This window comes from Chitinophaga sp. sic0106 (assembly GCF_019219075.1).
Classification (GTDB): Bacteria; Bacteroidota; Bacteroidia; order Chitinophagales; family Chitinophagaceae; genus Chitinophaga.
This window is the reverse complement of sequence record NZ_JAHUWJ010000001.1, coordinates 46,064-72,568: the sequence shown is the minus strand read 5'-3', so window position 1 is coordinate 72,568 and position 26,505 is coordinate 46,064. Positions and strand designations below refer to the sequence as shown.

The 26,505-nt window shown below is 47.2% G+C and carries 14 protein-coding genes; 10 read left to right on the top strand and 4 right to left on the bottom strand.

What is annotated here, in order from left to right:
- Positions 1–17 precede the first annotated feature (17 nt).
- The 3 genes from KW844_RS00290 to KW844_RS00280 all read left to right on the top strand — a co-directional run bounded on the left by KW844_RS00290 (position 18) and on the right by KW844_RS00280 (position 12,940).
- The gene (locus tag KW844_RS00290; RefSeq protein ID WP_218374717.1) at positions 18–9,734 is read left to right on the top strand and encodes a gliding motility-associated C-terminal domain-containing protein; all 9,717 of its coding nucleotides are present in this window, start codon (positions 18–20) and stop codon (positions 9,732–9,734) included.
- 84 nt (positions 9,735–9,818) lie between these two features.
- Positions 9,819–10,826 carry a PorP/SprF family type IX secretion system membrane protein gene (locus tag KW844_RS00285; RefSeq protein ID WP_218374716.1) on the top strand — a complete coding sequence of 336 codons (1,008 nt, stop codon included), beginning with the start codon at positions 9,819–9,821 and terminating at the stop codon, positions 10,824–10,826.
- Between the two features lie 59 nt (positions 10,827–10,885).
- Complete coding sequence (locus tag KW844_RS00280; RefSeq protein WP_218374715.1) at positions 10,886–12,940, top strand: OmpA family protein; 2,055 nt, start codon at positions 10,886–10,888, stop codon at positions 12,938–12,940.
- A gap of 163 nt (positions 12,941–13,103) precedes the next feature.
- On the opposite strand, the gene KW844_RS00275 is transcribed toward KW844_RS00280, so the two are convergent.
- Positions 13,104–13,613, bottom strand: a complete 510-nt coding sequence (locus KW844_RS00275; protein WP_218374714.1) for a hypothetical protein — start codon at positions 13,611–13,613, stop codon at positions 13,104–13,106.
- Between the two features lie 480 nt (positions 13,614–14,093).
- Between KW844_RS00275 and KW844_RS00270 the strand changes: the two genes are divergently transcribed.
- The gene (locus KW844_RS00270; RefSeq protein WP_218374713.1) at positions 14,094–15,017 is read left to right on the top strand and encodes a PfkB family carbohydrate kinase; all 924 of its coding nucleotides are present in this window, start codon (positions 14,094–14,096) and stop codon (positions 15,015–15,017) included.
- 209 nt (positions 15,018–15,226) lie between these two features.
- Here KW844_RS00270 and KW844_RS00265 read toward each other — a convergent pair whose 3' ends face one another.
- Entirely contained in the window at positions 15,227–16,018 is a 792-nt protein-coding gene (locus KW844_RS00265) for a S1/P1 nuclease (protein WP_218374712.1), read from the bottom strand.
- A gap of 102 nt (positions 16,019–16,120) precedes the next feature.
- Between KW844_RS00265 and uvrB the strand changes: the two genes are divergently transcribed.
- From uvrB to KW844_RS00245, 4 genes are all read left to right on the top strand, one after another.
- The gene (gene uvrB / locus KW844_RS00260; RefSeq protein ID WP_218374711.1) at positions 16,121–18,175 is read left to right on the top strand and encodes an excinuclease ABC subunit UvrB; all 2,055 of its coding nucleotides are present in this window, start codon (positions 16,121–16,123) and stop codon (positions 18,173–18,175) included.
- Between the two features lie 439 nt (positions 18,176–18,614).
- A complete protein-coding gene (locus tag KW844_RS00255) occupies positions 18,615–20,006 on the top strand; it encodes an ammonium transporter (RefSeq protein WP_218374710.1) in 1,392 nt (463 codons plus the stop codon).
- A gap of 319 nt (positions 20,007–20,325) precedes the next feature.
- On the top strand, positions 20,326–21,411 hold the full coding sequence (locus KW844_RS00250) for a porin (RefSeq protein ID WP_218374709.1): 1,086 nt from the start codon (positions 20,326–20,328) through the stop codon (positions 21,409–21,411).
- 149 nt (positions 21,412–21,560) lie between these two features.
- Positions 21,561–22,220 carry a DUF2461 domain-containing protein gene (locus tag KW844_RS00245; RefSeq protein ID WP_218374708.1) on the top strand — a complete coding sequence of 220 codons (660 nt, stop codon included), beginning with the start codon at positions 21,561–21,563 and terminating at the stop codon, positions 22,218–22,220.
- 46 nt (positions 22,221–22,266) lie between these two features.
- Here the strand turns inward: KW844_RS00245 and KW844_RS00240 are convergent, their stop codons facing one another.
- The gene (locus KW844_RS00240) at positions 22,267–22,518 is read right to left on the bottom strand and encodes a hypothetical protein (protein WP_218374707.1); all 252 of its coding nucleotides are present in this window, start codon (positions 22,516–22,518) and stop codon (positions 22,267–22,269) included.
- Positions 22,519–22,825: 307 nt separating this feature from the next.
- Entirely contained in the window at positions 22,826–23,815 is a 990-nt protein-coding gene (locus tag KW844_RS00235) for an aspartate-semialdehyde dehydrogenase (RefSeq protein WP_218374706.1), read from the bottom strand.
- 154 nt (positions 23,816–23,969) lie between these two features.
- Here KW844_RS00235 and KW844_RS00230 point away from each other — a divergent pair, with 154 nt between their 5' ends.
- Positions 23,970–25,694, top strand: a complete 1,725-nt coding sequence (locus KW844_RS00230) for a lamin tail domain-containing protein (protein WP_218374705.1) — start codon at positions 23,970–23,972, stop codon at positions 25,692–25,694.
- 94 nt (positions 25,695–25,788) lie between these two features.
- The gene (locus KW844_RS00225; RefSeq protein WP_218374704.1) at positions 25,789–26,460 is read left to right on the top strand and encodes a DUF5606 domain-containing protein; all 672 of its coding nucleotides are present in this window, start codon (positions 25,789–25,791) and stop codon (positions 26,458–26,460) included.
- The last annotated feature ends 45 nt before the right edge of the window (positions 26,461–26,505 follow it).

Below are 26,505 nucleotides of genomic sequence, written 5' to 3'. Positions count from 1 at the left end.
ATCCAAATACTGATGCTATGCATTCAAAAGCTACTCCTACTAGCCCTTTTAGTGCTTCCTTTGTTATCCTTCGAAACCGGGATGGGTCTGCTATTGACGATCCTCTGCCACGTAAAAACCTGCGTGTTGTTAATTTCCTGAAAGGATTTCTGGTATTAATGCTGCTAACACTAGTAGCAGGTACTAACGCCAACGCACAAACGTATTATCAAAGGGTATACGCTAACAGTCAATCTGTTGGCGAAACCCCTTTGTTATGTACCGTGTGTAGTGTTACCGGTGCCCCCAACGCGGTGGATGGAAATGTTACCACATTTGCATCTGTTAATAACACCGTGGGCGTCGCGGGATCCGTTTGGCTGGATGTGATATTTCCGGCTGCCATTCCCGTTACTCAGGGTGTAACCCTAAGAATTGGAACTGGCGCTTTAGTAAGCGTGTCCCTTGGTAACATCACCGCCCAACCAATGTCGGTAGCTGCCAATAGAGGGACTGCTACCAGTTTGAATTCCACGCTTGCGAAATTGCTCGTCAGCAATAACCAGTCAGAAATATTCCTGCCTGCCCCTTCAGCATCAGGTGCCACCGGCACCTACGACCGCGTACGCATCAGCGTTTCCGGTTTGCTGAACGTAGCCACCAGCATTAATATATATGAGGCCTATTATAATGTGCCGGCTACCGGCACTCTTGCCTGCGATAACCCAATCGATATAATCGGCGGCGTGAAAAGCCTGGTGGATATTGCCAGCCTCGTGAACCTCGGTACCGTGACCAACCCGCAAAATGCAGTTGACCTGAATACCAGTACTGCAGCCACCATGCAAACAGTTGCCAACGTAGCAGGATATACCCGTTTAAATGCCATCTTCCCTGGCCTCGCAAAAGCGGGCGATTCAGTTCGCATTACCCTCGGTACAACAGGTGGCCTGCTATCCCTTACTGCATTGCAATCCATCACCTTCCTTACCTATAACGGAGGAACTGTTGTGGATAGCATCAACGGGGGGAATAGCCTCCTGTCACTTAGCCTGCTCGCCGGCCCTGGCACACCACAGGTTGTTACCTTCGCCTCCACCGCCCCTTTCGATCATGTGGAAATCAGACTCGGAGGCCTCGCCAATGTGCTTAACAGCCTGAATGTTTACGAAATTTCCCGATTCATTCCCAGCCCAACCGTTACTGCGGTTGGCGGCAATCTAACCACCTGTCTGAACACCCCGGCAACATTTACCATCTCTAACCCGGATGCTGCCTTAAATTATACCTGGTACAACAGCGCCGGTACAGTCGTACAAGGCCCTGCCACTACCTCCACATATGCTCCACCGGTAAACACCGCTGGTACATTCACCTACTCCGTAGCGGCCAACAGAACAATGTGTACCACCGGTTCACAACGTACGCCGCTCACCTTAAAAGTGAATCCATACACAACAGCCGCTGATCTGAATTTTGCAGATACTGCTTTCAGCTGCTCCGGTGATACCGTGCGCATCACCCCTACTTCCACCTTCCTCACAGCTAACCCTGTGTACAGCTGGTGGAAAGATGCTGCTAAAACAACACCGATCACCAATGGCCTCGTAGAAGGTGCAGTACAATATTTTGTAGACGCCACTACCGGCCGCCTCACCATCGTAGGCCTTACCGCCGCTTCCGCTGACTACTACATCAGCGCCAGCGACGCTAACCATTGCGATAACCTGGCCAATACACTCAAGAAAGTTACCGTGCTGCAAACCAGCAAGGCACCTATACCTACACTCGGCGCATCTACTGTATACGCCAGCGTAGGTCAGCCAGTGGTTCTCCGCGCTACCCCTCCGGGTGGAGGTACCATATTCTGGTATAGCGATACTACCCAGGCACCAATAGGCTCCGGTGATACCCTCCGTGTGGGACCATTCCCTGCCGCAGGTACACATATCTATTATGCTGCTGCACGCCTCAGCGCCAGCGGTGCCTGCGAATCTTACAGAGTCGCCGATACTGCTATAATTATTCCACTGGTGACTAACACTTCCTGTAACGCACCAACTACCACCGCCACCGGTACTACACTCGGTTGCGTATTGTGTAGTGTAACTAATCCAAACGGCGCCGTAGATACCGCCGCTGCCAACTTCAGTACCCTTAATATTCCTGTAGGACTGCTCGGTGGTAGTGTTTATCAACAACTCTTCTTCGCCAGCCCTGGCGCTGCCACTGATAGCCTTCGCGTGATGTTCGGCTACCCTGGCGGTATCGCCGATGTAGGCCTGCTCGCCGGTGTTGAAATCACCGTAGCAAACGGTACTACCGTGGTAAGAAGAGATACCCTCGCAAATCTGCTCAACCTCCAGCTGCTCAGTGGTGCCGGTCCTTATACGATCACCATCCCAGCCGGCGGTGTATATAATACCGTACAGGTAAGGCTCACCGGAGTGGCAAATCTCCTTACATCCCTGCAACTGTATGGTGTAAGAGCAGTAGCGCCAAATCCAACATTTACCGTTAATACAAATGGCACTGCCTGCGTAAATGAAACAGCCACCCTCACCGCTAACGGCCTTGGCGCCAACAGCATCAGGTGGTACGCGGATTCTACTACAGCTACAGTAGCTGGTAGTAATCCTACCTTTACCACACCGCAGCTCAGCACTGCCGGTGTAGTAACCTACTATGCACAGGTAGTTGCAGCTAATGGTTGTGCTAATCCGGAAAGACTTCCGGTGCGCATCACCGTGAACCCGCTCGGTACACCTGGTGATATCATTGTAAATGATACCACCGTTGCTTGTACCAGTAACAGCGCAGTAATTACTCCAACGGCGAATAGCGCCTCCGGTATCACTAACCCGGTGATCAAATGGTACTTCGATCAGGCTAAAACACAGCCGATCGCAAACGGTACCACCGCTGGCATCACCTACGCACTGGACTCAGTGGGTAAGCTGACTATCACCGGGCTCGCCGCTGGTACCTATAATTATTATGCAGCGATCACCGGTAGTAACCGTTGTGAAAATCCGGCCAATACACTCAAGCCAGCATCTGTTAAAGTAGTAACAGCACCTGCAGGTCCGGTAGTGCCTGGTACTGTTGTAGCTACTACCGGCCAGCCGGTAGCACTCACCGCTACTCCAGTCGCCGGAGCTACCATCACCTGGTACGCTGATTCTACTACCACTACTGCCCTTGGCACCGGTACTCCATTTAACGTGGGTCCGTTTACCAACCCTGGCACTTACACCTTCTTTGCAGCCATGACCGTTCTTGGCGCCTGCGAATCCAATCGTGTACGTGTAACCGTAGTAGTTACCGGTCCGGTAATTATCTCTCCTGATTGTAATGTTCCTGTCAGCCAGAACTCCGGTACTACCCTCGGTTGTATCCTCTGCGCTGTGCTGGATCCTAATAATTCTATTGATAGCGTAAAAACCAATTTCACCCGCCTCAGTATGCCGGTTGGGCTGCTCGGTGGTTCCATCTACCAGCAACTGGTCTTCGCCAATCCAGGTACTGCTACCGATAGCGTACGCGTTACATTCGGTGCACCTGGTGGTCTGGCAGATGTGAGCCTGCTCGGTGGTATAGTGGTAAGCGTTTATAATAATACTACCCTGGTTAAAGCAGATACCATTTCTAATCTGCTCACACTCCGCCTCCTCAGTGGTCAGCAGTTTACCGCTACCATCCCTGCTACCGGCGTATATGACCGCGTGGAAGTGAGACTGACCGGCGTAGCCAACCTGCTCCATACCGTCGATATTTATGGCGCAAGAATAATCTATCCACGTCCTACAGTAAATACACCAAATGATACTGTTTGCGTAAATACAAAAGCAACACTCACCGTTACACCTGTTGGTGGTACCGGTGTCCGCTGGTATGCTGATTCTACAGGTACTACTGTACTGGCATCTACCAGCACTTATACTACAGATACGCTCCGTACTCCTGGTACTGTGAAATATTGGGTAGCTGTTTATGGCGGCCCTGCTAATTGTGAAAATCCGGAAAGATATCCGGTAAGCGTTACCGTAACACCGCCGCCAGCTGTCCCTGGTACTGACCAGGCAGTTAGCGTGTGCTCCGGTTCCAACGTAGTACTGCGTGTCAATAATCCGGTGCAGGGATTAACCTATAACTGGTTCAACGCTGCACAAGGTGGTACCAAACTGAATTTAGATTCAGGATTAACCTTCCCTGTAAATGGTGTTACCAGAGATACTACCCTGTATGTAGAGGCACAAAGCTCCTGCGGTGCTACCTCTACTACTCGCCAGGCATATCGTATCACTATCAGTACAGGACTGCAGGCACCGGTAGTGTCGCCAAACCCTGCTATTGTACGACTCAACGAATCTGCAGTACTTACTGCTACCCTGCCAGTAGCTAATGCTACCATCGCATGGTTCAGAGATGCTACTACCACAGATACGCTGGCATTTGGACCATCATTCGGCGCACCATCCAAAGCCGTACCTGATACCTCCATCTACTACGCACAGGCATTCATTGCCGGCGGCGGTAGCTGTCAGTCAGTTCGTGTGCCTGTTACCGTTATTGCACAGGTAGGCGACTCACTGGAAGTACCTTGCGAACGCGCCATCAGCCAAACAATTGGTGGCGGCGGATTGCTGGTACTGGGTAACGTTTACAACCCAACCTTCGCAGTAGATAATAACCAAAATACTGGCTCTTCCCTCGTAATAAACCTCGGTGCATTAAACGCGGTCGTATGGCAACGTGCAGCATTCAACGGATTGTCTGCTCCGGGCGACAGCGTTCGCGTCAGACTCTCCAGCCCAAGCCAGGTGCTGTCGGCAGGTGTGCTTTCCAGCGTACAGCTCACCGCTTATAATGGTAACACACCAGTTGATTCAATCGTGCTGAGTAATCCATTACTCCATGTAGACTTATTAACCGGCGGTCGCACAGGTGACTACACCTTCCTGCCAAATGGTTTATATGACGCGATCGAAGTAAAATTGAAATCCGGTGTGCTCGGCGCGCTGACTGATATTAACTTCAACTCCGCACGCAGAATAATTGCAGCACCTAAAGTGCAGGCATCCACAGTAACTGTCTGCAGCGGTGGCACAGCTACGCTTAATGTGGATAATCCATCCGCTAACGTCACTTACCGCTGGTACAACTCCAATGGAGTTTACCTCACCGGTAAAGACGGTGCATCACTGGTAACGGGTGCTATCACTACTGATACTTCCTTCCTGGTAGAGGCTTACAGAGCTGGCGCAGATTGCCCAAGCAGTGCCAAAACACCAGTAACGGTGAAAGTAATTGCTACACCACTTGCCCCTGTAGTAACACCTGATACAATTGCGGTATGCCCTGGCTCAAACGCCAGTGCCGCTATCAGCAACCCTGTTAGTGGTTATACTTATGGCTGGTACAATGTGGCCAGCGGTGGTACTAAACTCAACGCCGACAGTGGCTTTATCTTCACCGTAAATAATGTTACAGCGCCTGTAACCTACTACGTGGAAGCTAAGAACGATAGCTGTGGCATTACTTCAGCTACCCGCTCCGCTGTACTGTTTACCACTGCCAGTCAACTGGCGGTGCCTGTAATCACTCCGAGCAGGGCTGTAGTAGATACCGGTAAGAGTGCCATCCTGGTGGCTACCCCACCAGCTGCAAACGCAAACGTTTATTGGTTCCGTACCCAGTTCAGCACTGATACACTGTACAAAGGATTACAGTATATCTCTGAACCAAGATCTGTTCAAACAACAGATACTGTTTGGGTAGAAGCCGTGCTGGGTGATAACTCCAGCTGTAAATCCGCCAGAGTGCCGGCACTGATTGTGACCGTTCCAATACCACCAAATGCAGTGCCTTGTGAACGTGCAGTAGCACAAACCAATAGTAATACTACCGTCGGTGGTGGTATACTGGTACTCGGTTCTGTAGTGAACCCGGATAGAGCCGTTGATAACAATACGGTATCTGCTTCCTCCCTGGTACTCAACCTCGGTGTACTCAACGCCGCTGTATGGCAACGCGCTGCCTTCACCGGATTGTCTACCCTCGGTGATACAGTGGAAGTAATGCTCTCCAGCCCTGGTCAGGTGCTGTCTGCAGCACTGCTGGCCAGCGTACAGCTGACAACTTATAATGGTGTTACCGCTGGTGACAGCCTCCTGACCAGTAACCCACTCCTGCATGTGAAACTGCTCAGCGGTACAGAAGGTGCTGTGCTCTCCTTCGTGCCAACCAAACAGTTCGATGCAGTAGAAGTGAAACTGAAATCAGGTATACTCGCGGCGCTTACCGCTGTCGACTTCAACTACGCACGTCGTGGTATTGTAGCACCTACAGTAACTACCAGCGACTCCAGCGTATGCGTAGGCACTCCGGTAACATTGCGTGTAAACAACCCGGTTGCTGGTGTAACCTACACCTGGTACAACCAGGATGGTACTAAACTGCTGGATAGTATAGCTTATGTAGTACCAACATCTAATCCTGCTGGTGTATATAACTATACTGTAACGGCTACCAGAGACAACTGTAATATTCAGACATCTGCCGCCGCAAGAGTGAGCATCCAGGGTATCCCAACTGCTCCGGTGGCTGATTCTGCCAACCCAACTACTGTATGCGTAAGCAATCTGCCGGCCACACTCCGTGTGATCGCACAGGCAGGTGTAACCTACACCTGGTTTGATGCAGCCGGCAATCAGCTGACCGCTAACAATAACGCTTACACTACACCAAACCCAATGGCAGTAGGTACTTACAACTACTTTGTAAGAGCCAACAATGGCAATGGCTGCGCTAACGATACCGCACGCACGCAAATTACACTCACCGTGTTTAACAATGCAACGCCTGCGGACATCACCATCGATAGTATACAGTCCATCTGCCTGGGTGATACAGCACGACTGACACCAACAAGCACTGTAGTCAATGCTGTGTTTAAATGGTATACCAGCCAGCAGAAAACAACACCTATCACTACAGGTGTAGATGCTGCCGGTGTACTCACCCTGCCAGGCCTCGCAGCGGGTACTTACAATTACTTTGTGAGCGTAAGCGCCAATGGTCAGTGTGAAAATGCTGCCGGTAATCTCAAACAGGTAACGGTGAATGTAGGTACGCCTGCAGACAGTACTGATATCCAGGCTGCCAACGCCAGCACCTGCGTGAATACCGCCGCTACTATCACTGCTTCCAGCACCACAGTAACCAATCCGGTGTTCAGATGGTACCGCGATGCTGCACTGACTCAATTCATCAGAAGCACTGCCGTATTTACCACTGACACCCTGAATACCACCACTACCTACTATGTAACCGTACAAGGTGTGAATAAATGTGAAAACGCGCCTGGTGCAGCCAAAGCTGTAACAGTGACCGTGGATGCCTTTACCACACCAACAGCCATCGGAGCAGCCATCTGCGCTGGTCAGGCAGCTACCGTAAGAGTAGCCAACCCTGATGCTACTGTCACCTACAGATGGTACAACAGCAGCACTAAAACGCAGCTCCTCGCTACTGCGGATACATTCAGAACAGGTGTACTCAATGCGGACACCTCCTTCTACCTCGAAGCAGCCAAAGGCCAATGTGCACTGGCACTCATTAAAGTAGATGTAACCGTAAACGGTGCACCTACACCTGGTGTAGACAGCATCCAGACTGCCTGCGGTGGTTCAAGAGCAACGCTCACCGTTAAAGCGCCAGTAAGCGGAGTTACCTATAAATGGTACAATGTAGCAACAGGTGGTACCGCACTTAATACAGATGCTGGTATCAACTTCGTAACCGATACGCTCACCACTTCAACTATATTTTATGTTGAATCTGTGGGTCAGGCAGGTTGCGTAGGTACCTCTGCGAGAGTGCCGGTAACAGTAGTCATCGCACCAACACCAGCTGTACCAACACTGGTTACTAATTATCAAACAGTGTGCGCAGGCGGTAACGTAACGTTCACTATCAATAACCCTGACGCATCTGTTACCTATCGCTGGTTTGATGCAGCAGTAAATGGTACTGAACTGACACCTGCTACACCTACCACCTTCACGGCATCGGGTGTAATAACTACCACCACCTACTACGTGGCTGCATTTAACAGCGCTGGTTGTAGCAATGCAGGTGGCAGAGCAAGTGCAACGGTGAATGTATTACCGGCGCCAGCTACACCAACCGTTGTTGTGGCAGATCAGGCAGCTTGTGTGGATAACATGCTCACCTTCCAGATCAGCAACCCTGACGCACAACTCCGTTATGTATGGTTTAACTCCCTCACCAATGATAGCCTGACTACAGGTACTGCCTTCAGTACCGGTCGACTCAGAGCAAGCTCGGATTACTATGTAGTAGCCAAGAATGTATCTGGTTGTGCAAGCCTGTCCAGAACAGCGCTCCGTGCTACCATTGTGGATTCACTGGTTACGCCTGCTGTAGCACCAAATGCAAGCGTATGTCTGGGTCAGGCACTCACCCTGAGCGTAATCAATCCTGTAAATGGAGTGGTTTACCATTGGTACACCAGCGCCACTTCTACCACACCGGTAGCCACCGGCGCAACGGTAAATATCAACGGGGTAATCACTAATACCAGCTACTTCGTAGATGCAAGCATCGCCGCAGGTAACTGCGTAAGCAGCAGCAGAGGCCAGGTGAATGTAACAGTTAGCAGTGTACCGGCAACACCGGTTGTAGCTAATGGAGCAGTCACCACTTGTACTAACAGCCTCGCTGTACTGAAAGTAGCGAACCCTGATCGTAGCCTCACTTACAACTGGTACACTACTGCACAAGGCGGTACACCGGTAACCACCGGCGACAGCGTAACAGTTGGTCCTGTAACGGCAAATGGATCTTACTATGTAGAAGCTGTAAATACAAATGGCTGTAGCAGTGCAACCCGTACGCCGGTAAGCGTATCCGTGGGTAATGCGCCTGGTGCACCACAAGTTGCCGGCAACGACATCGGTAAGTGTCCTGGTGAAACATATGTACTCACCGCTACTTCCACTACTCCGGGTGCATCCTTCGCATGGTACGCTACCCCGAATGGAACAACGCCGGTGAGCACCAGTGCACAGTTTACTACACCGCCGATCAACCAGGATGTGGTTTACTACGTAGAAGCTTCCATCGGTGCCAATTGTGCAAGCGCCACCAGAACGGCTGTACCAATTACAGTACTGAAAGCGCCGGCTGCACCAGTAGTGACCGTAGCCGAACGAACTGCTACCAGCGTCACATTTACATGGACTGCGGTTCCAGGAGCTGAACGCTATGTAGTGGCTGTTAACGATTCTATGGCCAACTTCCTGGCTCCAAGTTCAGGCATCAACGGTACTACACATACCGTAACTAACCTGCAACCAAACCAGAATGTAACGCTGTATGTGAAAGCAGTTGGTGCAAGCTTGTGTCAGATCAGCCTGATCAGAGAAATAACTGACAAAACAACCAATCCGCAGGGTAACAATATCTATGTGCCAAACCTCTTCAGTCCAAATGGTGACGGGGTGAATGATATCGAGTATGTATACGGTACAGCTATCGCACAGCTCGAATTCAGGATCTACAACCAATGGGGTCAACTGGTGTTCACTTCCAAAGATCAGCGCCAGGGATGGGATGGTACCATGAGTGGTCAAAGACAACCAGTAGGCGTTTACGTATACATCGTGAAGGCTACTATGCAGGATGGCACTGTGATTACGAAACAAGGTAACGTCACCCTCATGCGATAATTAACATTATTAAACCCGTAGAAAAAATAAAACCGGGATGCTGCAAGGCATCCCGGTAATCTTCAACAAGTAAATTATGTTCCTATGAAGAGGATTTCTATAATTATGATACTTTTATGGAGCAGTTTGTTGCCCCGTTTAGCTGTAGCACAGGTAGATCCGCACTTCTCACAATATTATGCCTATCCTTTGTGGCTGAATCCTGCGCTTACAGGTGTAATAGATGGTGACTTCCGTGTGAATGGTGATTATCGTAACCAATGGGCCAACTATGGCAAACCTTTCTCTACTGCCGGTGTATCTATTGATGCCGCTACAGATAAAAATATCGGTGTTGGCGCCAATGTGATTAATATGTCAGCCGGCGATGCCGGGTATAACTACCTCAACGCGATGGCTAGTGTTTCCTATACTGGTGTTAAGTTTGGTAAAACTAAAACCAGTCAGCTTACATTCGGAATACAGGCCGGCCTGCTGAACAGACGGGTGGACCCTGCCAAGTTCCAGACAGGTAGTCAGTATAGTCCTACCATCGGGTATGATCCAAGCATCGCCAACGGTGAAAACGTAACCACTACCTCTTCCAGTTCATTTGACGTAGGAGCAGGTACGGTATTCTTTGATGGTAACCCCAACCACCGGTTTAATCCTTTTGTAGGCTTTGCAGCTACACATCTTACCAAACCAAAAGATCCATTTGCAGCGGCAGGAACTGAAAGAAGTCTTCCTGTAAGATGGCTGTTCCATGGCGGTACTAAAATTAAACTCAATGAGCAGTTTAGCCTGACACCTACCGGATTGTATATGCGTCAGGGTAATGCAGAAGAAATTGTTGCCGGTGTATACGCGCAGATGGCGGTGAATCCGGAATTTGATTTTCTCCTCGGTGGTAACTACCGGTTTAATGACGCCGCTATTCCATTCGTAGGCTTTCACTTCAAAAGCTTTGTGCTTGGCTTCAGCTACGATGCCAATACTTCTAATATGAAACGCCTGGTAAATGGCAGCCAGAGCTTCGAAGTTTCCCTGTCCTTTATCAGTCGCAAGAGAAGAGTGCTGAACGAAGAATATTTTATCTGCCCTAGATTATAAAAAAAACATCAATGATTGTAAGAGCGGAAAAATTTGATGAATTAAGAAAAGCACCCCTCATGAAAAAATATACACTCTGCCTGTTACTTGTCTTATCCGGGCTGCTAAATACTGTCCAGGCGCAATATGTTTACGACTATAAACATACGGCCGATATTTACTACAATGCCAAAGATTACTATTCTGCAGCACAGTATTACAATAAAGCCCTGGGTACTTTTAAAATTAAAAATGACCAGGTACTGCCCTATGCTGTTGCCGGTGCTGCTCCCCCATCCGGTAAGCTGAAAGATTATCAGCAGGTAGTTGCCCGTCTGGCAGAATCCTATCGACTATACAACGATTATGGTAATGCCGAAACCTGGTATGCCCAGCTGGTAGGCTTTAATAATCCCCAGTTTCCGCAGGCCCGCTACTGGTATGCCGTCTGCCTGAGAGCAAATGGAAAATACCATGAAGCATTGGAACAATTCACAAAATTCAAGGAAACGTATACAGCGGCCGATGACATCTCCACAAGAGCCAGCCTGGAAATACAATGTTGTGAATTTGCTATCGCAGAAGAAAAGAAACTGCCAAGATATACCATCGTTAAAACAGCGGGAAATATCAATGAAGGTGGTGCTAACTATGCACCAGTGATCACGGAGCCCAATACATTGATGTTTACTTCCTCCCGCCCGGATACACCGCCGTTGCCGGATAATGCTAGTGAAAAAGAAAAAAAGGAAAAAAATAAAAAAGGTAACCCTTATGTAAATACGTTATATACCGCGTCTGGGCATAACAACACTTACAATAACGCTACTAAGCTAACGATCCCTGACCCGCCAAAAGGCACCGATCAGGGCGTGTCTGCTATCTCCCCGGATGGCAGAACTTTATACCTCACCCGGTGGACGATTAAAAATGGGGTGAAGCAGTCCGCTATTTATCTCAGCAGTAAGCAAAACGGCTCATGGTCAGAACCCAAAGCACTGGGAACAAATGTGAACGTTGACGGTTACAATTCCATGCAACCGTATCTTACAGCAGATAATAAATACCTGCTGTTTACCTCCAACCGTCCCGGTGGTATGGGTAAAAACGATATCTGGTATTGTGTGATGACGAATGGAACGCCAGGAAGCGCCAGAAACATCGGCACTGCCATCAACACAAAAGAGGAAGAACAAGCGCCGTTCTATGACGCTGAAAAAGGATTGCTGGTATTTAGTTCCGATGGCCGCGTGGGCCTTGGCGGACTCGACTTCTTCCAGAGCGAAGGAGACTTCGGCAGCTGGTCAGAACCTAAGAATATGGGCAAGCCCCTGAACTCGCCGAAGGATGATATTTACTACACTGCTTTGGATAACTCACGTCCTTTTGCAGCAGGCTTTATCAGCTCCGACAGGGAATCCGTATGCTGCCTGGAAGTATTCGGCATCAAACGTATACGCAAAATTGCAAGCGGTCTGATTATCGACTGTGATACCCATAAACCGCTGGAAGGTGCTACCGTAACGCTGATGGATACCATTCGCCAACGTATTATCGGTAAGGTTACCCTGGACCAGACGGGCAGATATACCTTTGAAGTAGATCCTAACCGTCAGTATAAACTCGTGGCTGAAAAGGAAAACTATTTCACCAAATCGCTGCACTTCAAAACAGACCAGTTGGAAAACACCGATTCGCTGGATAATCCAACACTTTGTATTAAACACTATGAAGTAGAAAAACCAATTGTTCTGAATAATATCTATTACGACTTCGGTAAAGCTACCCTCAGAGAAGAATCGAAAATAGTGCTGGATACAGTGGTGGATCTCCTGAACGAAAATCCGAAACTCACCATCGAAATGAGTGCGCATACGGATAGCGTAGGTTCGGATAAGTTCAATAATAAACTGTCTCAGGAACGTGCACAGTCCTGCGTGAATTATCTTATCAGCCGTGGCATTTCCCCTACACGACTGATCGCAAAAGGTTATGGTAAAACCAGACCAGTGGCACCAAACTCACTGCCTAACCATAAGGATAATCCTGAGGGCCGCCAGCTGAACAGGAGAACAGAATTTTCGGTGTTGAAAAAACAAGTAGAAGCACCTACATCTAATTATCAGACAGAATGATACAACACAACATTCTGAACCCATCCATATCCTAGAAAAAGTCACCAGAACCAGGAATAGCCCACGCAGTTGCGTGGGCTATTTGATTTATCACACTTTTAATGAACTATCTTTCTATTCGATGGATAGTACATTTCTATCTAAATTAACCAGTACCTAAGGCTTATTTTTTACCTACCACACCAATCGCCAGGGTATCTTTTTTCTCACCAGTCAGTACTTTCATGTGTGCAGCGTAAGCCAGTACGTCGGCATAACGGAATGCAACGTCTTTCTGACCTGCAGCAGTGTTAGCTTTGATAGTTTTTACATTTTTGAAAATGTTAACAGTCATCGCAGCACCAGTACCTTTGATATCAGCAGCAGTATTCAGATACAATGTATCAGTAGTAGGAGCAGCAGCAGTACCACCAATCAGGTAGATCGCCTGTTGTGCATCTTTGGTAGTTTTATTCAGCTTCAGGCTCAGATTGATAGAGCTGTCTGCATTTTCAGTCAGTGTTACTACACCGTTGGTAGCAGCAGCATCAGCACCAACACCTTTCAGGTCGTAGCTGGTAGTACGGGCAATAGGTGCATTGTCATCATCTTTCTTGCAAGCAGTGAAAGTTACAGCCATAGCAGTAGCCATCATAACTCCCGCTGTGAGAGCACGTTTCTTGGAAATCGACATGATATAAATTTTAATTGAAGATTGTTAGAATGATATAAGTCTTATTTTCTTATTGCAATAGGTTTTCAGCGCTTACTGAATTGTTAAACGGAGATGAAATCTTTATGTTACAGTGAAAAGTTAAATTTTATTTTTTCAGAAGAGTGGTAGTGTTCTGTAATCCTTTGTTGTTAAGGGTTACAGGTGGATAAAAAAAAATTTAAAAATATTTCACGATAAAAATAATTTAAAATCTGTGTAACATTTTTGGTGAGGAGTACTTTATATAAGCTGCTGTTTTTATTTGCATCATACTATTTTCGTATAGTCGTTAATGTTATATTTTTTTATGGTTTTTTTAGGGAGATGCAAATGCTGACCCGGCCATATTGTACCAGAAGGTGCCATAAATATTATCTGTCGTGTATTTATGGCAGATATATTACCTTTGCGGGGTTTTGTATATCACATTAACTAACTAAACCAGTAACTAAAAATAGTATGTCACTTACAGTAGTAGGCACAATGGCATTCGACGAGATCGAAACGCCCTTTGGTAAATCAGGTAGAATCATCGGAGGTTCCGCAACATATATTGCGTGGGCGGCATCCAATTTCGTGACACCTATTAACCAGGTTTCCGTGATTGGTGGCGATTTTCCAGCATCCGAACTGGCAGACCTCAAAGCTAAAGGTGTAGCTATGGATGGTGTACAGGTTAAGCAGGAAGAGAAAACTTTCTATTGGTCCGGTAAATATCATATGGATATGAATACCCGCGACAGCCTCGCGACCGATTTGAACGTATTGGCTGATTTTCAGCCTGTTATACCTGAAAGTTACCAGGGCTCTGAATTCCTGATACTCGGTAACCTGACTCCACAGGTACAAATGAGCGTAATCGACCAGCTGAAAGAAAGACCTAAGCTCATCGTAATGGATACCATGAACTTCTGGATGGAAGTAGCCTTGGACGACTTGCTGAAAGTGCTGAAAAGAGTGGATGTACTGATGGTAAACGATAGCGAAGCCCGTCAGCTGAGCGGTGAATACAGCCTGGTTAAAGCTGCCCGCAAAATCCTGACCATGGGTCCCCGTTACCTGATCATTAAAAAAGGAGAACACGGTGCCCTCCTGTTCCACGAAAACCACGTGTTCTTTGCACCTGCAATGCCACTGGATGATGTATTCGATCCAACCGGCGCCGGCGATACCTTCGCAGGTGGCTTCATCGGATACCTGGCTAAAACCAAGGATATCTCCTTCGAAAACATGAAAACTGCAATCATTGTAGGCTCCGCCATGGCTTCCTTCTGCGTGGAGCAATTCGGTACAGCCCGCATCAGAGAGGTTTCCAAAGAAGAGATCCACTCAAGAATTGACCAGTTTGTACAACTGGTAAACTTCGATATCGACCTGGTATAGTATTTAACCAGCAAATTATATAAGAAAGCCCGATGCACTTCATTTCGCATCGGGCTTTTTTGCTTTATGACTTTTTTAGACACTTGTACTGTTTATCCAATATGACAGTAGCAATGTCGTAATGAATGGAAGTTAGATAGCTCCCGGGTCAGCGCCGGCAGGCCCTGCGCGGAGCACATAATGCCGTTGGGCATTGAAAGGGACAGTATTTATTTAAAAATACCATTCAATACAGCCGCCAAACGCAAGCCACCTTTCAATAACTGCGTATTCAAATCTTCCACAAATACATAATTATAACGATAGCTCAACTTGGAGTCCGGTTTCGTATACCCGTATACTTTATCCGCCAGCAGGTGTGACTCAAACATCCAGTCGGCAATAGTGCCTGCCTGGTAAGACTTCACCTGTGCAGCAGGAGCAATATCCAGCGCCTTGGTATACTCGGTGTAGCTAAGCTGTTGGTATTCAATTAACTGTTCGTCCCAAACCCGATGCAGGTTAGAAGGATTGTTGAACCAGGTGACAGCCATCTTGTTACCACCCTGGTCTTCGTCGCGACCCACATGCAAAGGCTGGTGCATGTCTCCCATCATGTGAATGAGGAAGGTGAGCGCAAATACCTTTTGTTCCTGTGGCAGCTGGCGGTTTTTCAAATCCTTGATCATGGCATTGGTTTCAGTGTACAGATTTTCGCCGGTAGCGGCTTTCAGCAGCCGGTCGAACTCCGCACGCTCCACTCCCGCCGGAAAATCCAGGTAATGCCAGGTGTTAGTGTGGTCATATTTATGGGTAGTATCGGACTTGATGAAGTCGGGCCAGTTGGCCACCATCGCCATGGAAGTGCGACCCAGAATGGCCGCTACCGCCTTGCGGGCCTGTGGAGTAAGGTGGTTATACGCAATTTCCGCTACCACACGGTGGCCGATAGGGCCCCAGGCAAAGCCGGCGAATGGCAGCAAAACGCCCAGCAGCAAGGTAAAGATTAGTTTTTTTCTCATACTGTTGTTCCTGATTGAAAGGGCAAAAGTAAAGAGCTTTTTAACACTTTTGTCCGTACTTCTTTAGTATTTTTACATACTGCTCAATTTAAGATTCACATTATGCCATTTAAGATACAAGCGCCTTATGCTCCAGCTGGTGACCAGCCGGAAGCTATAAAACAATTGACTGAAGGCATCAACGAAGGTGAACAGTTTCAGACCCTGCTCGGGGTAACTGGCTCGGGTAAAACCTTTACTGTTGCAAATGTTATTCAGCAAGTACAACGCCCCACGTTGGTGTTGACCCACAACAAAACCCTGGTAGCCCAGCTATACGGGGAGCTACGCCAGTTTTTCCCGGATAATGCCGTGGAGTACTTCGTGTCGTACTACGATTATTACCAGCCGGAAGCCTATATGCCGGTTAGTGATACTTATATAGAGAAGGACCTGGCCATTAACGAAGAATTGGATAAACTACGTCTGAAAGCCACGTCTAACCTGCTCTCTGGCCGTAGGGATATTATTGTGGTTGCCAGCGTGTCCTGTATCTACGGTATGGGTAACCCTACCGATTACGAAAACGGTATTATCAGAATTCAGCTGGGGCAAACGATTGGCCGCAATGCCTTCCTCCATGCGCTGGTCAACTCCCTTTACCAGCGTACCACCGGGGATTTTAACCGTGGTAACTTCCGCGTACAGGGCGATACGGTAGATATCAATCTGCCTTATGTGGATTATGGCTATCGGATTACTTTCTTTGGAGATGAAATTGAAGAGATAGAAAGCTTTGACGTACAAAACGGGAAGCGTATCGGCAAAATGGAAAATGCTGCGATATTTCCCGCTAATCTCTACCTGGCACCAAAAGATATGATGAGAGAGATCATCTTTGAAATACAGGATGAATTGATGGCGCAGGTGGAATATTTTAAGGCAAATGGTAAGCTGATAGAGGCGCAGCGCCTTTCCGAACGCGTCAATTACGACCTGGAAATGATCCGGGAACTGGGTTATTGCAGCGGTATTGAAAACTATTCCAGGTTCCTCGACCGCCGTACCCCGGGTACCAGGCCTTTCTGCCTCCTGGACTACTTCCCGAAAGACTTTCTCCTCGTTATCGATGAGAGCCACGTAACAGTTCCGCAGATTGGCGGTATGTATGGCGGTGACCGCTCCCGTAAGCTGAATCTGGTGGAATATGGCTTCCGCCTGCCTTCAGCACTGGATAACCGGCCCCTGAATTTCTACGAGTTCGAAAATCTGGTGAATCAGGCCATTTTCGTGAGCGCTACCCCCGGTGAATATGAACTGAAAAAAACCGAAGGGGTGGTAGTAGAACAGGTAGTACGGCCTACCGGCCTGCTGGAACCGCCTATTGAAATCAGGCCCAGCGCCAATCAGGTAGACGACCTGCTGGATGAAATTGACCGCCGCGTACAAAAAGGAGACCGCGTATTGGTGACCACCCTCACCAAACGCATGGCGGAAGAAATGGACAAGTACCTCCAACGTATTAATATTAAGTCAAGATACATCCACTCAGAGGTAGATACCCTGGAACGTATCGAAATCCTGCGCGACCTTCGCCTGGGCAACATCGACGTGCTGGTTGGGGTGAACCTGCTCAGGGAGGGGCTGGACTTACCAGAAGTATCCCTGGTGGCAATTTTGGATGCAGATAAGGAAGGCTTCCTGCGCGATGAGCGTTCCCTGACCCAAACGGCAGGCCGTGCGGCACGTAACGTTGACGGGCTGGTAATCTTCTATGCAGATAAGATCACGGACAGTATGCAAAGGACGATTGATGAAACCGATCGCCGCAGGGAAAAACAACTGGCATATAATATAGAACATGGTATCACACCACGTACCGTACGTAAGAGTAAGGAGCAGATCCTGGCCCAAACCGGTGTGCTGGAAATAAAGAACTACGACGAAAACTCTCCTTATGCCGTGCACGATGAGGTGACGCTGGTTGCAGAGGCTGCTATGGAGGTGGCTAAAACTTCTGCGGCTACCGTAAAAACCATTCCGCAGATGGAAAAAGCGATCACCAAAGTGAAAAAAGAGATGGAGAAGGCATCCAGGGACCTCGATTTTATGGAGGCGGCCCGCTTGAGGGACCAGATGTTTGCTATGGAAAGAGAATTACAGGAGATGAAAGGGTAAAATCAAGGATTTTTGCCCGGCATTTGAAATATTTAATCACCTGCTCGCCTATATCATATATGTAATTATTTACAATATGATATAGGCGATTCTGTTTCGTCTTATAAAAAATTATATGTGTATTATACTTATTATAAATAATTTAATGTGAAGTTTTGATAATTGCAGTAGCAACTGTTACTCCTGATTTTGAAATTTGTTAACGTTCCCTTAATGTTCCTATAAATAATTGATAGCCAGTTAATTAATGAAGTTTTTTTGACTCTCATCTCTCCATATATTCTAAAAAATAATAATTAATATTATAATTATTTATTATTTGATTAGATCTGACTCAATATTTAGCCCCTAAATTCAAATAATTCTATTTTTAAGCCCTTCTATTTGACGTTTTAAATTTCACCCCTACTTTTATTTAAGAAATTTAAAATCAAATGCTATGATGAAAAAATCGTTTCAAGACTACCTACCCTTTATTTTTCTAGCGGTAGTTGCCGTAATCGGGATTTTTATTCCCACGCTCCCCTCTTATGCAGATGCGGGTAAATATAGCACTGCAGATATCGCCTGGATTCTGGTAGCTTCTTCGCTGGTATTCTTAATGACTCCGGGATTATCTTTCTTCTATGGCGGTATGGTTAATAGAAAGAATGTAATCTCCACAATGATGCAGAGCTTCATTGCCACCGGCCTTATCAGCATTGTTTGGGTAGTTGTCGGTTTTAGTCTGGCATTTGGTAAGTCCCACGGAGGACTGATTGGTGACCCCACCACTTTTTTCATGTTTAATAATGTAGGCAGCGGCGAACCCTGGAGCCTGGCCCCTACCATTCCTCTCCTGCTGTTCGCCCTCTTCCAGATGAAGTTTGCGATCATCACCCCAGCCCTGGTGGTAGGTGCAGTAGCAGAAAGAATCCGTTTCACCTCTTATGTACTGTTTATGGTGCTGTTCAGCATCCTGGTGTATGCACCAATTGCACACTGGACCTGGCATCCTGATGGTATCCTGTTTAAGCTGGGTGTGCTTGACTTCGCAGGTGGTACCGTAGTACATATCTCTGCTGGTTGCGCGGCACTCGCTGGTGCGATCGTACTGAAACGCAGAAAAGATCATATCGAAAAGAAAGAATTACAACCTGCAAATATTCCTTTTGTACTCCTCGGTACCGGTTTGCTCTGGTTTGGCTGGTTCGGTTTCAACGCCGGCTCTGCACTGGGTGCTAACCAACTCGCTGCAACTGCTTTCGCTACCACTAATACTGCCACAGCTGCTGCCGGTTTATCATGGGTATTCTTCGATGTAGTGCGTGGCCGCAAACCCTCAGCCCTCGGTTTCTGTATCGGTGCCGTTGTAGGTTTGGTTGCCATCACACCTGCCGCAGGATTTGTTGCTATCCCACAAAGTATATTCATCGGATTTGTTGCCGCAATCATCTCCAACATGATGGTGCATTGGAAATCCAAAACCAGCATCGACGATACCCTGGACGTATTTCCTTGCCATGGTGTAGGTGGTATGGTTGGTATGCTCCTCACCGGTGTATTTGCCACTAAAGCTATGAACAGCGCAGGTAATGATGGTTGGTTCTACGGCAACTTCGACCTGTTCAAAAATCAGGCACTCGGTCTGTTCCTCGTAGTAGCATACAGCTTCGCAGTATCATACGGCATCTTCAAACTGATCGATCTGTTCCACCCACTGCGTGTTACCGACGATGAAGAGTCACTCGGCCTCGATGCTACACAGCACAACGAAAGCTACCATCCTGCTATGATGACCGTCGACACAGAAGGTGATCTGAAGGAAGAAGCTGAAATGGCGCACTCCTGAACGACGCGCCCCCTTAACATAGCAAATGAATTAAAGTTCTTTGATCTGGACCTTTATCAACTGTATTAATAACTGTTCGTTTATTCGAATACGTTAGAAGACCCTGGAATGGATAGTTAACGCAGGAAGCCGACTACGGTGGAACTGCCTGAAAGCGGCTTCGTTAACTATCCGTTCCTAACTAGCTATCGCATGCACGTTACTTATTGAGTATGTAGAAGTTTACCTGAACCCGCCGTAAAGTACGCACGCACCCCAAAACAACGCAGAAAAGGCAGCATATACGTCTTACCATTTTATCAACCAAATTCATACGTAAATGAAACGAATGCTTACCACCTTATTCGCGACTGGCAGCTTATTGTCTGCATCTGCACAAACATCGACAGATACAACCACCGTCCCTGCTTTTAAATTGTCCGGTTCCGCGGATGTATACTATAAGTACAACCTGAACGGTAACAATACGGATAATAAAACCAGCTTTACCAACTCCCACAATTCTTTCGAATTGGGAATGGTATCGCTGAAAGCAGAGCACAGCTTCAAAAAAGGAAGTATCGTAGCCGACCTCGGTTTTGGCAGACGTGCCGGAGAATTCTCCTACAATGACGTACCCGGTTCTGCTAATGGCTTATCAATGGCCATCAAGCAATTGTATGTATCCTATCAGGTAACTGATAAAATTAAATTAAGCCTTGGTAGCTACGCCACACACGTAGGCTATGAACTGGTAGATGCTTATCTCAACAGGAACTATAGCATGAGTTATATGTTCAGCTATGGTCCCTTCTTCAATACGGGCGTGAAGGCTGATATTGCTTTAAGTTCTTCCCTCTCCGCGATGGTAGGCGTTTTTAACCCAACCGATCTGAAATCAGTTTCATTAAACAGTCATAAATATATAGGTGCACAGCTGGGTTGGGCACCTGCAGAAACACCCGTTAAGTTATACCTCAACTACCTCGAAGGAAAAGATACCAGTGGCATACAGAATCACCAGGTAGACGTGGTAGCGACCTACCAGGTGACAGAAAAGTTCGGCCTGGGCTATAACGGTACCTACAGCACCTACCTGGATACCAAAATAAAAGGTGAAGCCAACGCCAGTGCTAATTGGTGGGGATCTGCCCTGTACATTAATGCCGATTTTACTGACAAATTCGGCCTGACGATCAGGGGTGAATATTTCAGTGACAAAGACGCGCTCAAAGTATATGCTGCATCTCCCGAAGGGGGAAATATAGTAGCCGGTACCCTGTCATTTAACTATAAGATAGGAAACCTTACTTTGATCCCTGAATTCAGACTGGACAAGTCTTCTGTGGACCTGTTCAGTAAAAAGGATGGTGCCGCCACCACCTCTACCGCTAACGTATTATTTGCTGCAACATACCATTTTTAACGCCTGAGAAGGATTACAACACCGCTTATTGCTTTATGAGAATTAACCCTGTGGGTGCCCTCCGCGCCTGCAGGGTTTCCCCATTAGCTGCCGGAACGGGATGCACTTCTTCGTAACAATTACTATCTTGGGAAAAATAATTCCAGATAATGTTACAGTCTTCCACGTTAAAGTTTCTGCGGACGCTAAAGCAACATAATACCAAACCCTGGTTTGACGATCACCGCCAGGAATACGAAACTGCCAAAGATGACTTTGAAACACTGGTACAACAGGTGATTGATGGGGTGCAAAAACAGGACCCCACCGTGGCAGGCCTGCAGGTGAAGGATTGTGTGTTCAGGATATATAAAGATGTAAGGTTCTCAAAGGATAAGACTCCTTATAAGACCAATATGGGCGCTGCTTTTCAGCAGGGTGGGAAAAAATCCCCGCTGGCAGGATATTATTTTCACCTGGAACCCGGAGGGAATAGTTTTGCCGGGGGCGGCCTCTGGATGCCTCCCGCTCCGGTACTGAAAAAGGTCAGACAGGAAATAGATTACAATTTCGAAGAATTCGAAAGTATCATTTCCAACAAAGAGTTTATTAAACATTTTGGGAAGATAGAAGGAGAATCCCTGAAAACAGCACCGCAGGGCTATCAGCCGGATAATCCGGCTATCGCCTATCTCCGGCTCAAGAGCCTGGTAGTTACCCGTTCCCTTCCGGATGATGCCGTAGTACAGCCCGCTCTCGTGAGAGATATACTCAAAACATTTTCCCTGATGCAACCCCTGCTGCAGTTTATTAACCGGGCTATGGATTGATCCCGCCCGGTTTAATTAAGTAAAATTCAGCAAGTCATTAATCACTTTAGTTTTTGTGGATAAGGAACTCAAAAGGTCGTGCCTTCCTGTTTTTCAGGAGCTCTTCCTTGTCAGTTCTGGTGTGTGCAAATTTCTGATTGTAAACATTAGCCACTTCTATAATTGGAATAATGCCATCCAATGTATCCTGCTGATCAACAATGTTCATGATCCTGGATACCTGGGAGGAAAAGTTAGTGCTCCACTCTTCGGTAAACTTGTGCATTAACAAAAGCTCACGATTGGTGTTGGTTTTCATAGGACTTAAGGGTGTTTTCGTTAGACAATAGCGAAAAAGTTCACTCGCGCTCTAAAATCGGACTACTCAGAATCAGTTTAGCTGGCATAGGATTATTAATACCAAAATTGAATTTTATCTACCACAAATCAATACTACTTCCGTGTAATTTTTACCCGTACAAAGTTATGTTATTATAAAAAGGATAAAAAAAAGCAAGCGATAATTCGCTTGCTTTTAATATGTTACAGATTAAACTTCGTTTATCCGTTACCGATACTATGCCACTGCTATGATATTACAGGTATTGCATAGCACGACAGTATGATTATAACCAGTTCTTAGCCATCAGGAACTCAGCAATCTGCACGGCGTTAGTGGCAGCACCTTTTCTCAGGTTATCCGCTACTATCCACATGTTTACGGTTTTAGGCTGGGTTTCATCCCTGCGGATGCGGCCTACAAAAACCTCGTCTTTGTCATGCGCGTCCTTAGGCATTGGATATTCCGCTTTGGAAGGATTGTCAACCACAATCACACCAGGCGTTTTCGCCAGGAGTGTACGGATGTCTGCCAATTCGTATTCCTTATCAAACTCGATATTTACCGCTTCACTATGACCGCCCATCACCGGAATTCGTACAGTGGTAGCCGTTACCTGGATCTGGTCGTCGCCCATGATCTTTTTGGTTTCGTTGGTCATTTTCATTTCCTCTTTCGTATAGCCGTTATCGAGAAATACGTCGATCTGAGGAATTACGTTCAGGTCAATAGGGTAAGCATAAGCCATTTCGCCCTGTACACCCTGTCTTTCGTTCATTAACTGGTTTACCGCTTTAACGCCGGTACCGGTTACTGACTGATAAGTAGAAACTACTACTCTCTTAATTTTATATTGCTCGTGCAGTGGCTTTAACACCAGTACCATCTGAATGGTAGAGCAGTTAGGGTTGGCAATGATTTTGTCCTCCGGAGTCAGCGCATCACCATTAACTTCAGGTACCACCAGCTTTTTGCTAGGGTCCATTCTCCAGGCACTGGAGTTGTCGATTACAGTGATACCTGCTGCAGCGAACTTAGGAGCCCACTTCAGGGAAGTGCTACCGCCGGCAGAGAAGATAGCTACATTTGGTTTCATGGCAATTGCCGTATCTGCACTAACCACCTTATAGCCCTTGCCCTTAAATGTTACTTCCTTACCTACTGACTTCTCAGAAGCCACTGGAATCAATTCTGTGACAGGGAAATTCCTTTCTGTCAACACTTGTAACATTTTTGAGCCTACCAGTCCGGTAGCTCCTACTACGGCAACTTTCATTTTATTTTACATTTTAATTTTTAGGAAGGTCAAAATTAATATATCGCTGGCTCTTTTCATAATCTCTGTCATGTTTTTATCAGGCGTTAACATCCGCTAAAGGAATAGACCTGGAATCCCACCTAATTTTATACGCTCTTTAAAAGTATTTATTATGTTTTTAACCCTTGTTTGTCATGCATTAGTCATGCATGCGGTGCTGTTAATTTCCGCTGATACTTCATCTCCCAAAATTCATGAGGTAGTGATTCACGAAATCATGGCCAAACCCACGCCAGCTAAGGGACTTCCGCCTATTGAATACCTGGAGGTCCTGAACCGCACCAATGAAGTAATCAATTTGCAAGGATGTATACTAAAGGTAAATAACCGGGAGATATCATTGCCAGCAGTAACATTACCACCTCAGGGCCTGGGATTGCTATGCCCGCAGGCGGGGGTAGACAGCTTTCTGCATGCCAACACGATCGTTGTTTCCCGATGGCCAGCCATCGCGGACGATACAGGGACTATCGTATTATACTCCCCTCAACGGGAGGTGATACACGCAGTTTCGTATAACCGTAGCTGGTATGGCCATCCCGCAAAAGATGACGGTGGTTACAGCCTGGAAATGGTGAACGATGCCATCCCCTGTGCCGGCAAATCCAACTGGAGAGCCAGTACCGCGGATGCAGGAGGTACGCCGGGCAACCTGAATGCAGCTGCGGCTGACTGGGACGAACAGCTTCGCCCTGACCTGTTATATAGCTCCATACCTGACAGTAATCATACCCGCCTGGTATTCGCCCTGCCACTGGATAGTAATTCAGCCGCCACCACCACTAATTATGAACTGACTGAAACGAGCACCGGCAGGCTGCTCAGGCCCAGTAGCGTAACTGTTATACCGCCATTTTTCACCAGTATTTTAATATCCTGGGAGATGCCAATGCGGCCAGAAGAAAAATATCATCTCCATACAAAAAACTTGATTAGCTGTACCGGCATGGAAAGTCTCCAAAACACAGCACTACCACTGGCCATTCCAGCACCCGCAGGCAGGCAACAGGTGCTGTTCAGTGAAATCCTCTTTGACCCGGCAAAGGATATTTCCGGGTTTATAGAAATTGTAAATACAGGCGGGCATGCAGTAGACCTCCAGCAGCTTGTTTTTAAAAATATACGGGGAGATGCTACAGCAGATCCCGGAAAAAGGCTGAGTAACGATCACCGTATACTTTTACCAGGCCAGTGCCTGGCTTTTACCTCCAACGCCATGGCACTCTGCCACAGGTACGGCTGTACCAAGCCCCGGGGCATACAGGAAATAAATATGCCTGCCACCTACGTGGCAGGCGGTCAGCTGCTATTGACCGCAGATACCATGATACAGGACCTCGTGAGCTATAATGCCGACTGGCATTTCCGCTTATTAAACGACGGCGAAGGGATCTCACTGGCAAGAATTAGTTTTGAGCGCCCGGCAGCCACAGCGGAAAACTGGACTTCCACCCCCTCCAACGACGGGTTTGCCACCCCCGGATGGATCAAAGAAGTACCCGCGGGTAGCTCCGAAGCACTTAATTTCAGCATCTTAACACCTTTTTTTACCCCGGAATCAGCCAGCGGGAGCCAGGTGGCAAAATGTAGTCTTGACCTGGGAAAGCAGCAGTGGATGGGGACCGTCAGCGTATACGATATAACAGGCAGGCCTATACGCACCCTGGCAAGGAATACACTGCTGTCCGGCAGTGCCTCCTGGACCTGGGACGGATGTGATGAAAAAAAAGTACTTTTGCCGGCAGGTGTTTATATATTTTTAATCGAAATATTTAACCTCAAAGGTCAAACCCGGCGTTGGAAAGAACCGGTAGTTATGGCCAGAAATTTTCATTAATAAGGCCTACTGACAGCGATACCACTCAACGGTAAATTTGTCAGCGGGCAATCTATTAGAATTATTTATATTTGCGCTTCCTAAAAATTTGAACATGCAGTACAGAGAAATTGTTGCAGTAACCGGATTGGGCGGTTTGTTTCAGTTAATGGCCAGCAAACAAGATGGCGCCATCGTTAGGTCACTGGAAGATAAAAGCACTAGGTTTGTGTCTTCCCGTGTGCATAATTTTACTCCACTGGAAAGTATTGAAGTTTTTACCACCGGCGAAAACGTAAACCTGGCAGAAGTTTTCAAAGCGATGGACGAAAAAGCTGCAGCCTTCCCTCCACTGGATGCGAAAGCTGATAACAATACTATCAAAGCCTATTTCAAGAATGTATACCCTGACTTCGATGAAGAAAGAGTATATGTGAGCGATATGAAAAAAATGGTTAAATGGTTTACCATACTGAAAGCCAATGACCTGTTGAAATTTGAAGAAATACTGGCTGAAGAAGAAGCAGAGGCTGAAGAAGCTGAAGCAGCTCCGGTAAAGGAGAAAAAAGCTAAAGCAGCCGCAGCTGCACCTGCTGAAGCTACCGAAGTAGCCGAAGAGGAAAAACCTAAAAAACCTCGCGCTAAAAAAGCTGCTAAAGCAGAAGGCGAAGAGGCGGAAGGTGAAGAAAAACCTAAAAAAGCTGCGAAAGCTAAGAAAGAAGACGCCGCTGAAGGTGAAGAACCTAAAAAAGCTGCTAAACCACGCAAAAAGAAAACCGAAGAGTAATCTCCGGATTTTAACATAACTATTATTCCAGGCTGCCCTCGGGAA

Excerpts from the sequence above, each read along its gene's own strand:
- KW844_RS00290 (WP_218374717.1), top strand. The coding sequence starts at position 18 with ATGCATTCAAAAGCTACTCCTACTAGCCCTTTTAGTGCTTCCTTTGTT.
- KW844_RS00285 (WP_218374716.1), top strand. The coding sequence starts at position 9,819 with ATGAAGAGGATTTCTATAATTATGATACTTTTATGGAGCAGTTTGTTG.
- KW844_RS00280 (WP_218374715.1), top strand. The coding sequence starts at position 10,886 with ATGAAAAAATATACACTCTGCCTGTTACTTGTCTTATCCGGGCTGCTA.
- KW844_RS00275 (WP_218374714.1), bottom strand. The coding sequence starts at position 13,613 with ATGTCGATTTCCAAGAAACGTGCTCTCACAGCGGGAGTTATGATGGCT.
- KW844_RS00270 (WP_218374713.1), top strand. The coding sequence starts at position 14,094 with ATGTCACTTACAGTAGTAGGCACAATGGCATTCGACGAGATCGAAACG.
- KW844_RS00265 (WP_218374712.1), bottom strand. The coding sequence starts at position 16,018 with ATGAGAAAAAAACTAATCTTTACCTTGCTGCTGGGCGTTTTGCTGCCA.
- uvrB (WP_218374711.1), top strand. The coding sequence starts at position 16,121 with ATGCCATTTAAGATACAAGCGCCTTATGCTCCAGCTGGTGACCAGCCG.
- KW844_RS00255 (WP_218374710.1), top strand. The coding sequence starts at position 18,615 with ATGATGAAAAAATCGTTTCAAGACTACCTACCCTTTATTTTTCTAGCG.
- KW844_RS00250 (WP_218374709.1), top strand. The coding sequence starts at position 20,326 with ATGAAACGAATGCTTACCACCTTATTCGCGACTGGCAGCTTATTGTCT.
- KW844_RS00245 (WP_218374708.1), top strand. The coding sequence starts at position 21,561 with ATGTTACAGTCTTCCACGTTAAAGTTTCTGCGGACGCTAAAGCAACAT.
- KW844_RS00240 (WP_218374707.1), bottom strand. The coding sequence starts at position 22,518 with ATGAAAACCAACACCAATCGTGAGCTTTTGTTAATGCACAAGTTTACC.
- KW844_RS00235 (WP_218374706.1), bottom strand. The coding sequence starts at position 23,815 with ATGAAAGTTGCCGTAGTAGGAGCTACCGGACTGGTAGGCTCAAAAATG.
- KW844_RS00230 (WP_218374705.1), top strand. The coding sequence starts at position 23,970 with ATGTTTTTAACCCTTGTTTGTCATGCATTAGTCATGCATGCGGTGCTG.
- KW844_RS00225 (WP_218374704.1), top strand. The coding sequence starts at position 25,789 with ATGCAGTACAGAGAAATTGTTGCAGTAACCGGATTGGGCGGTTTGTTT.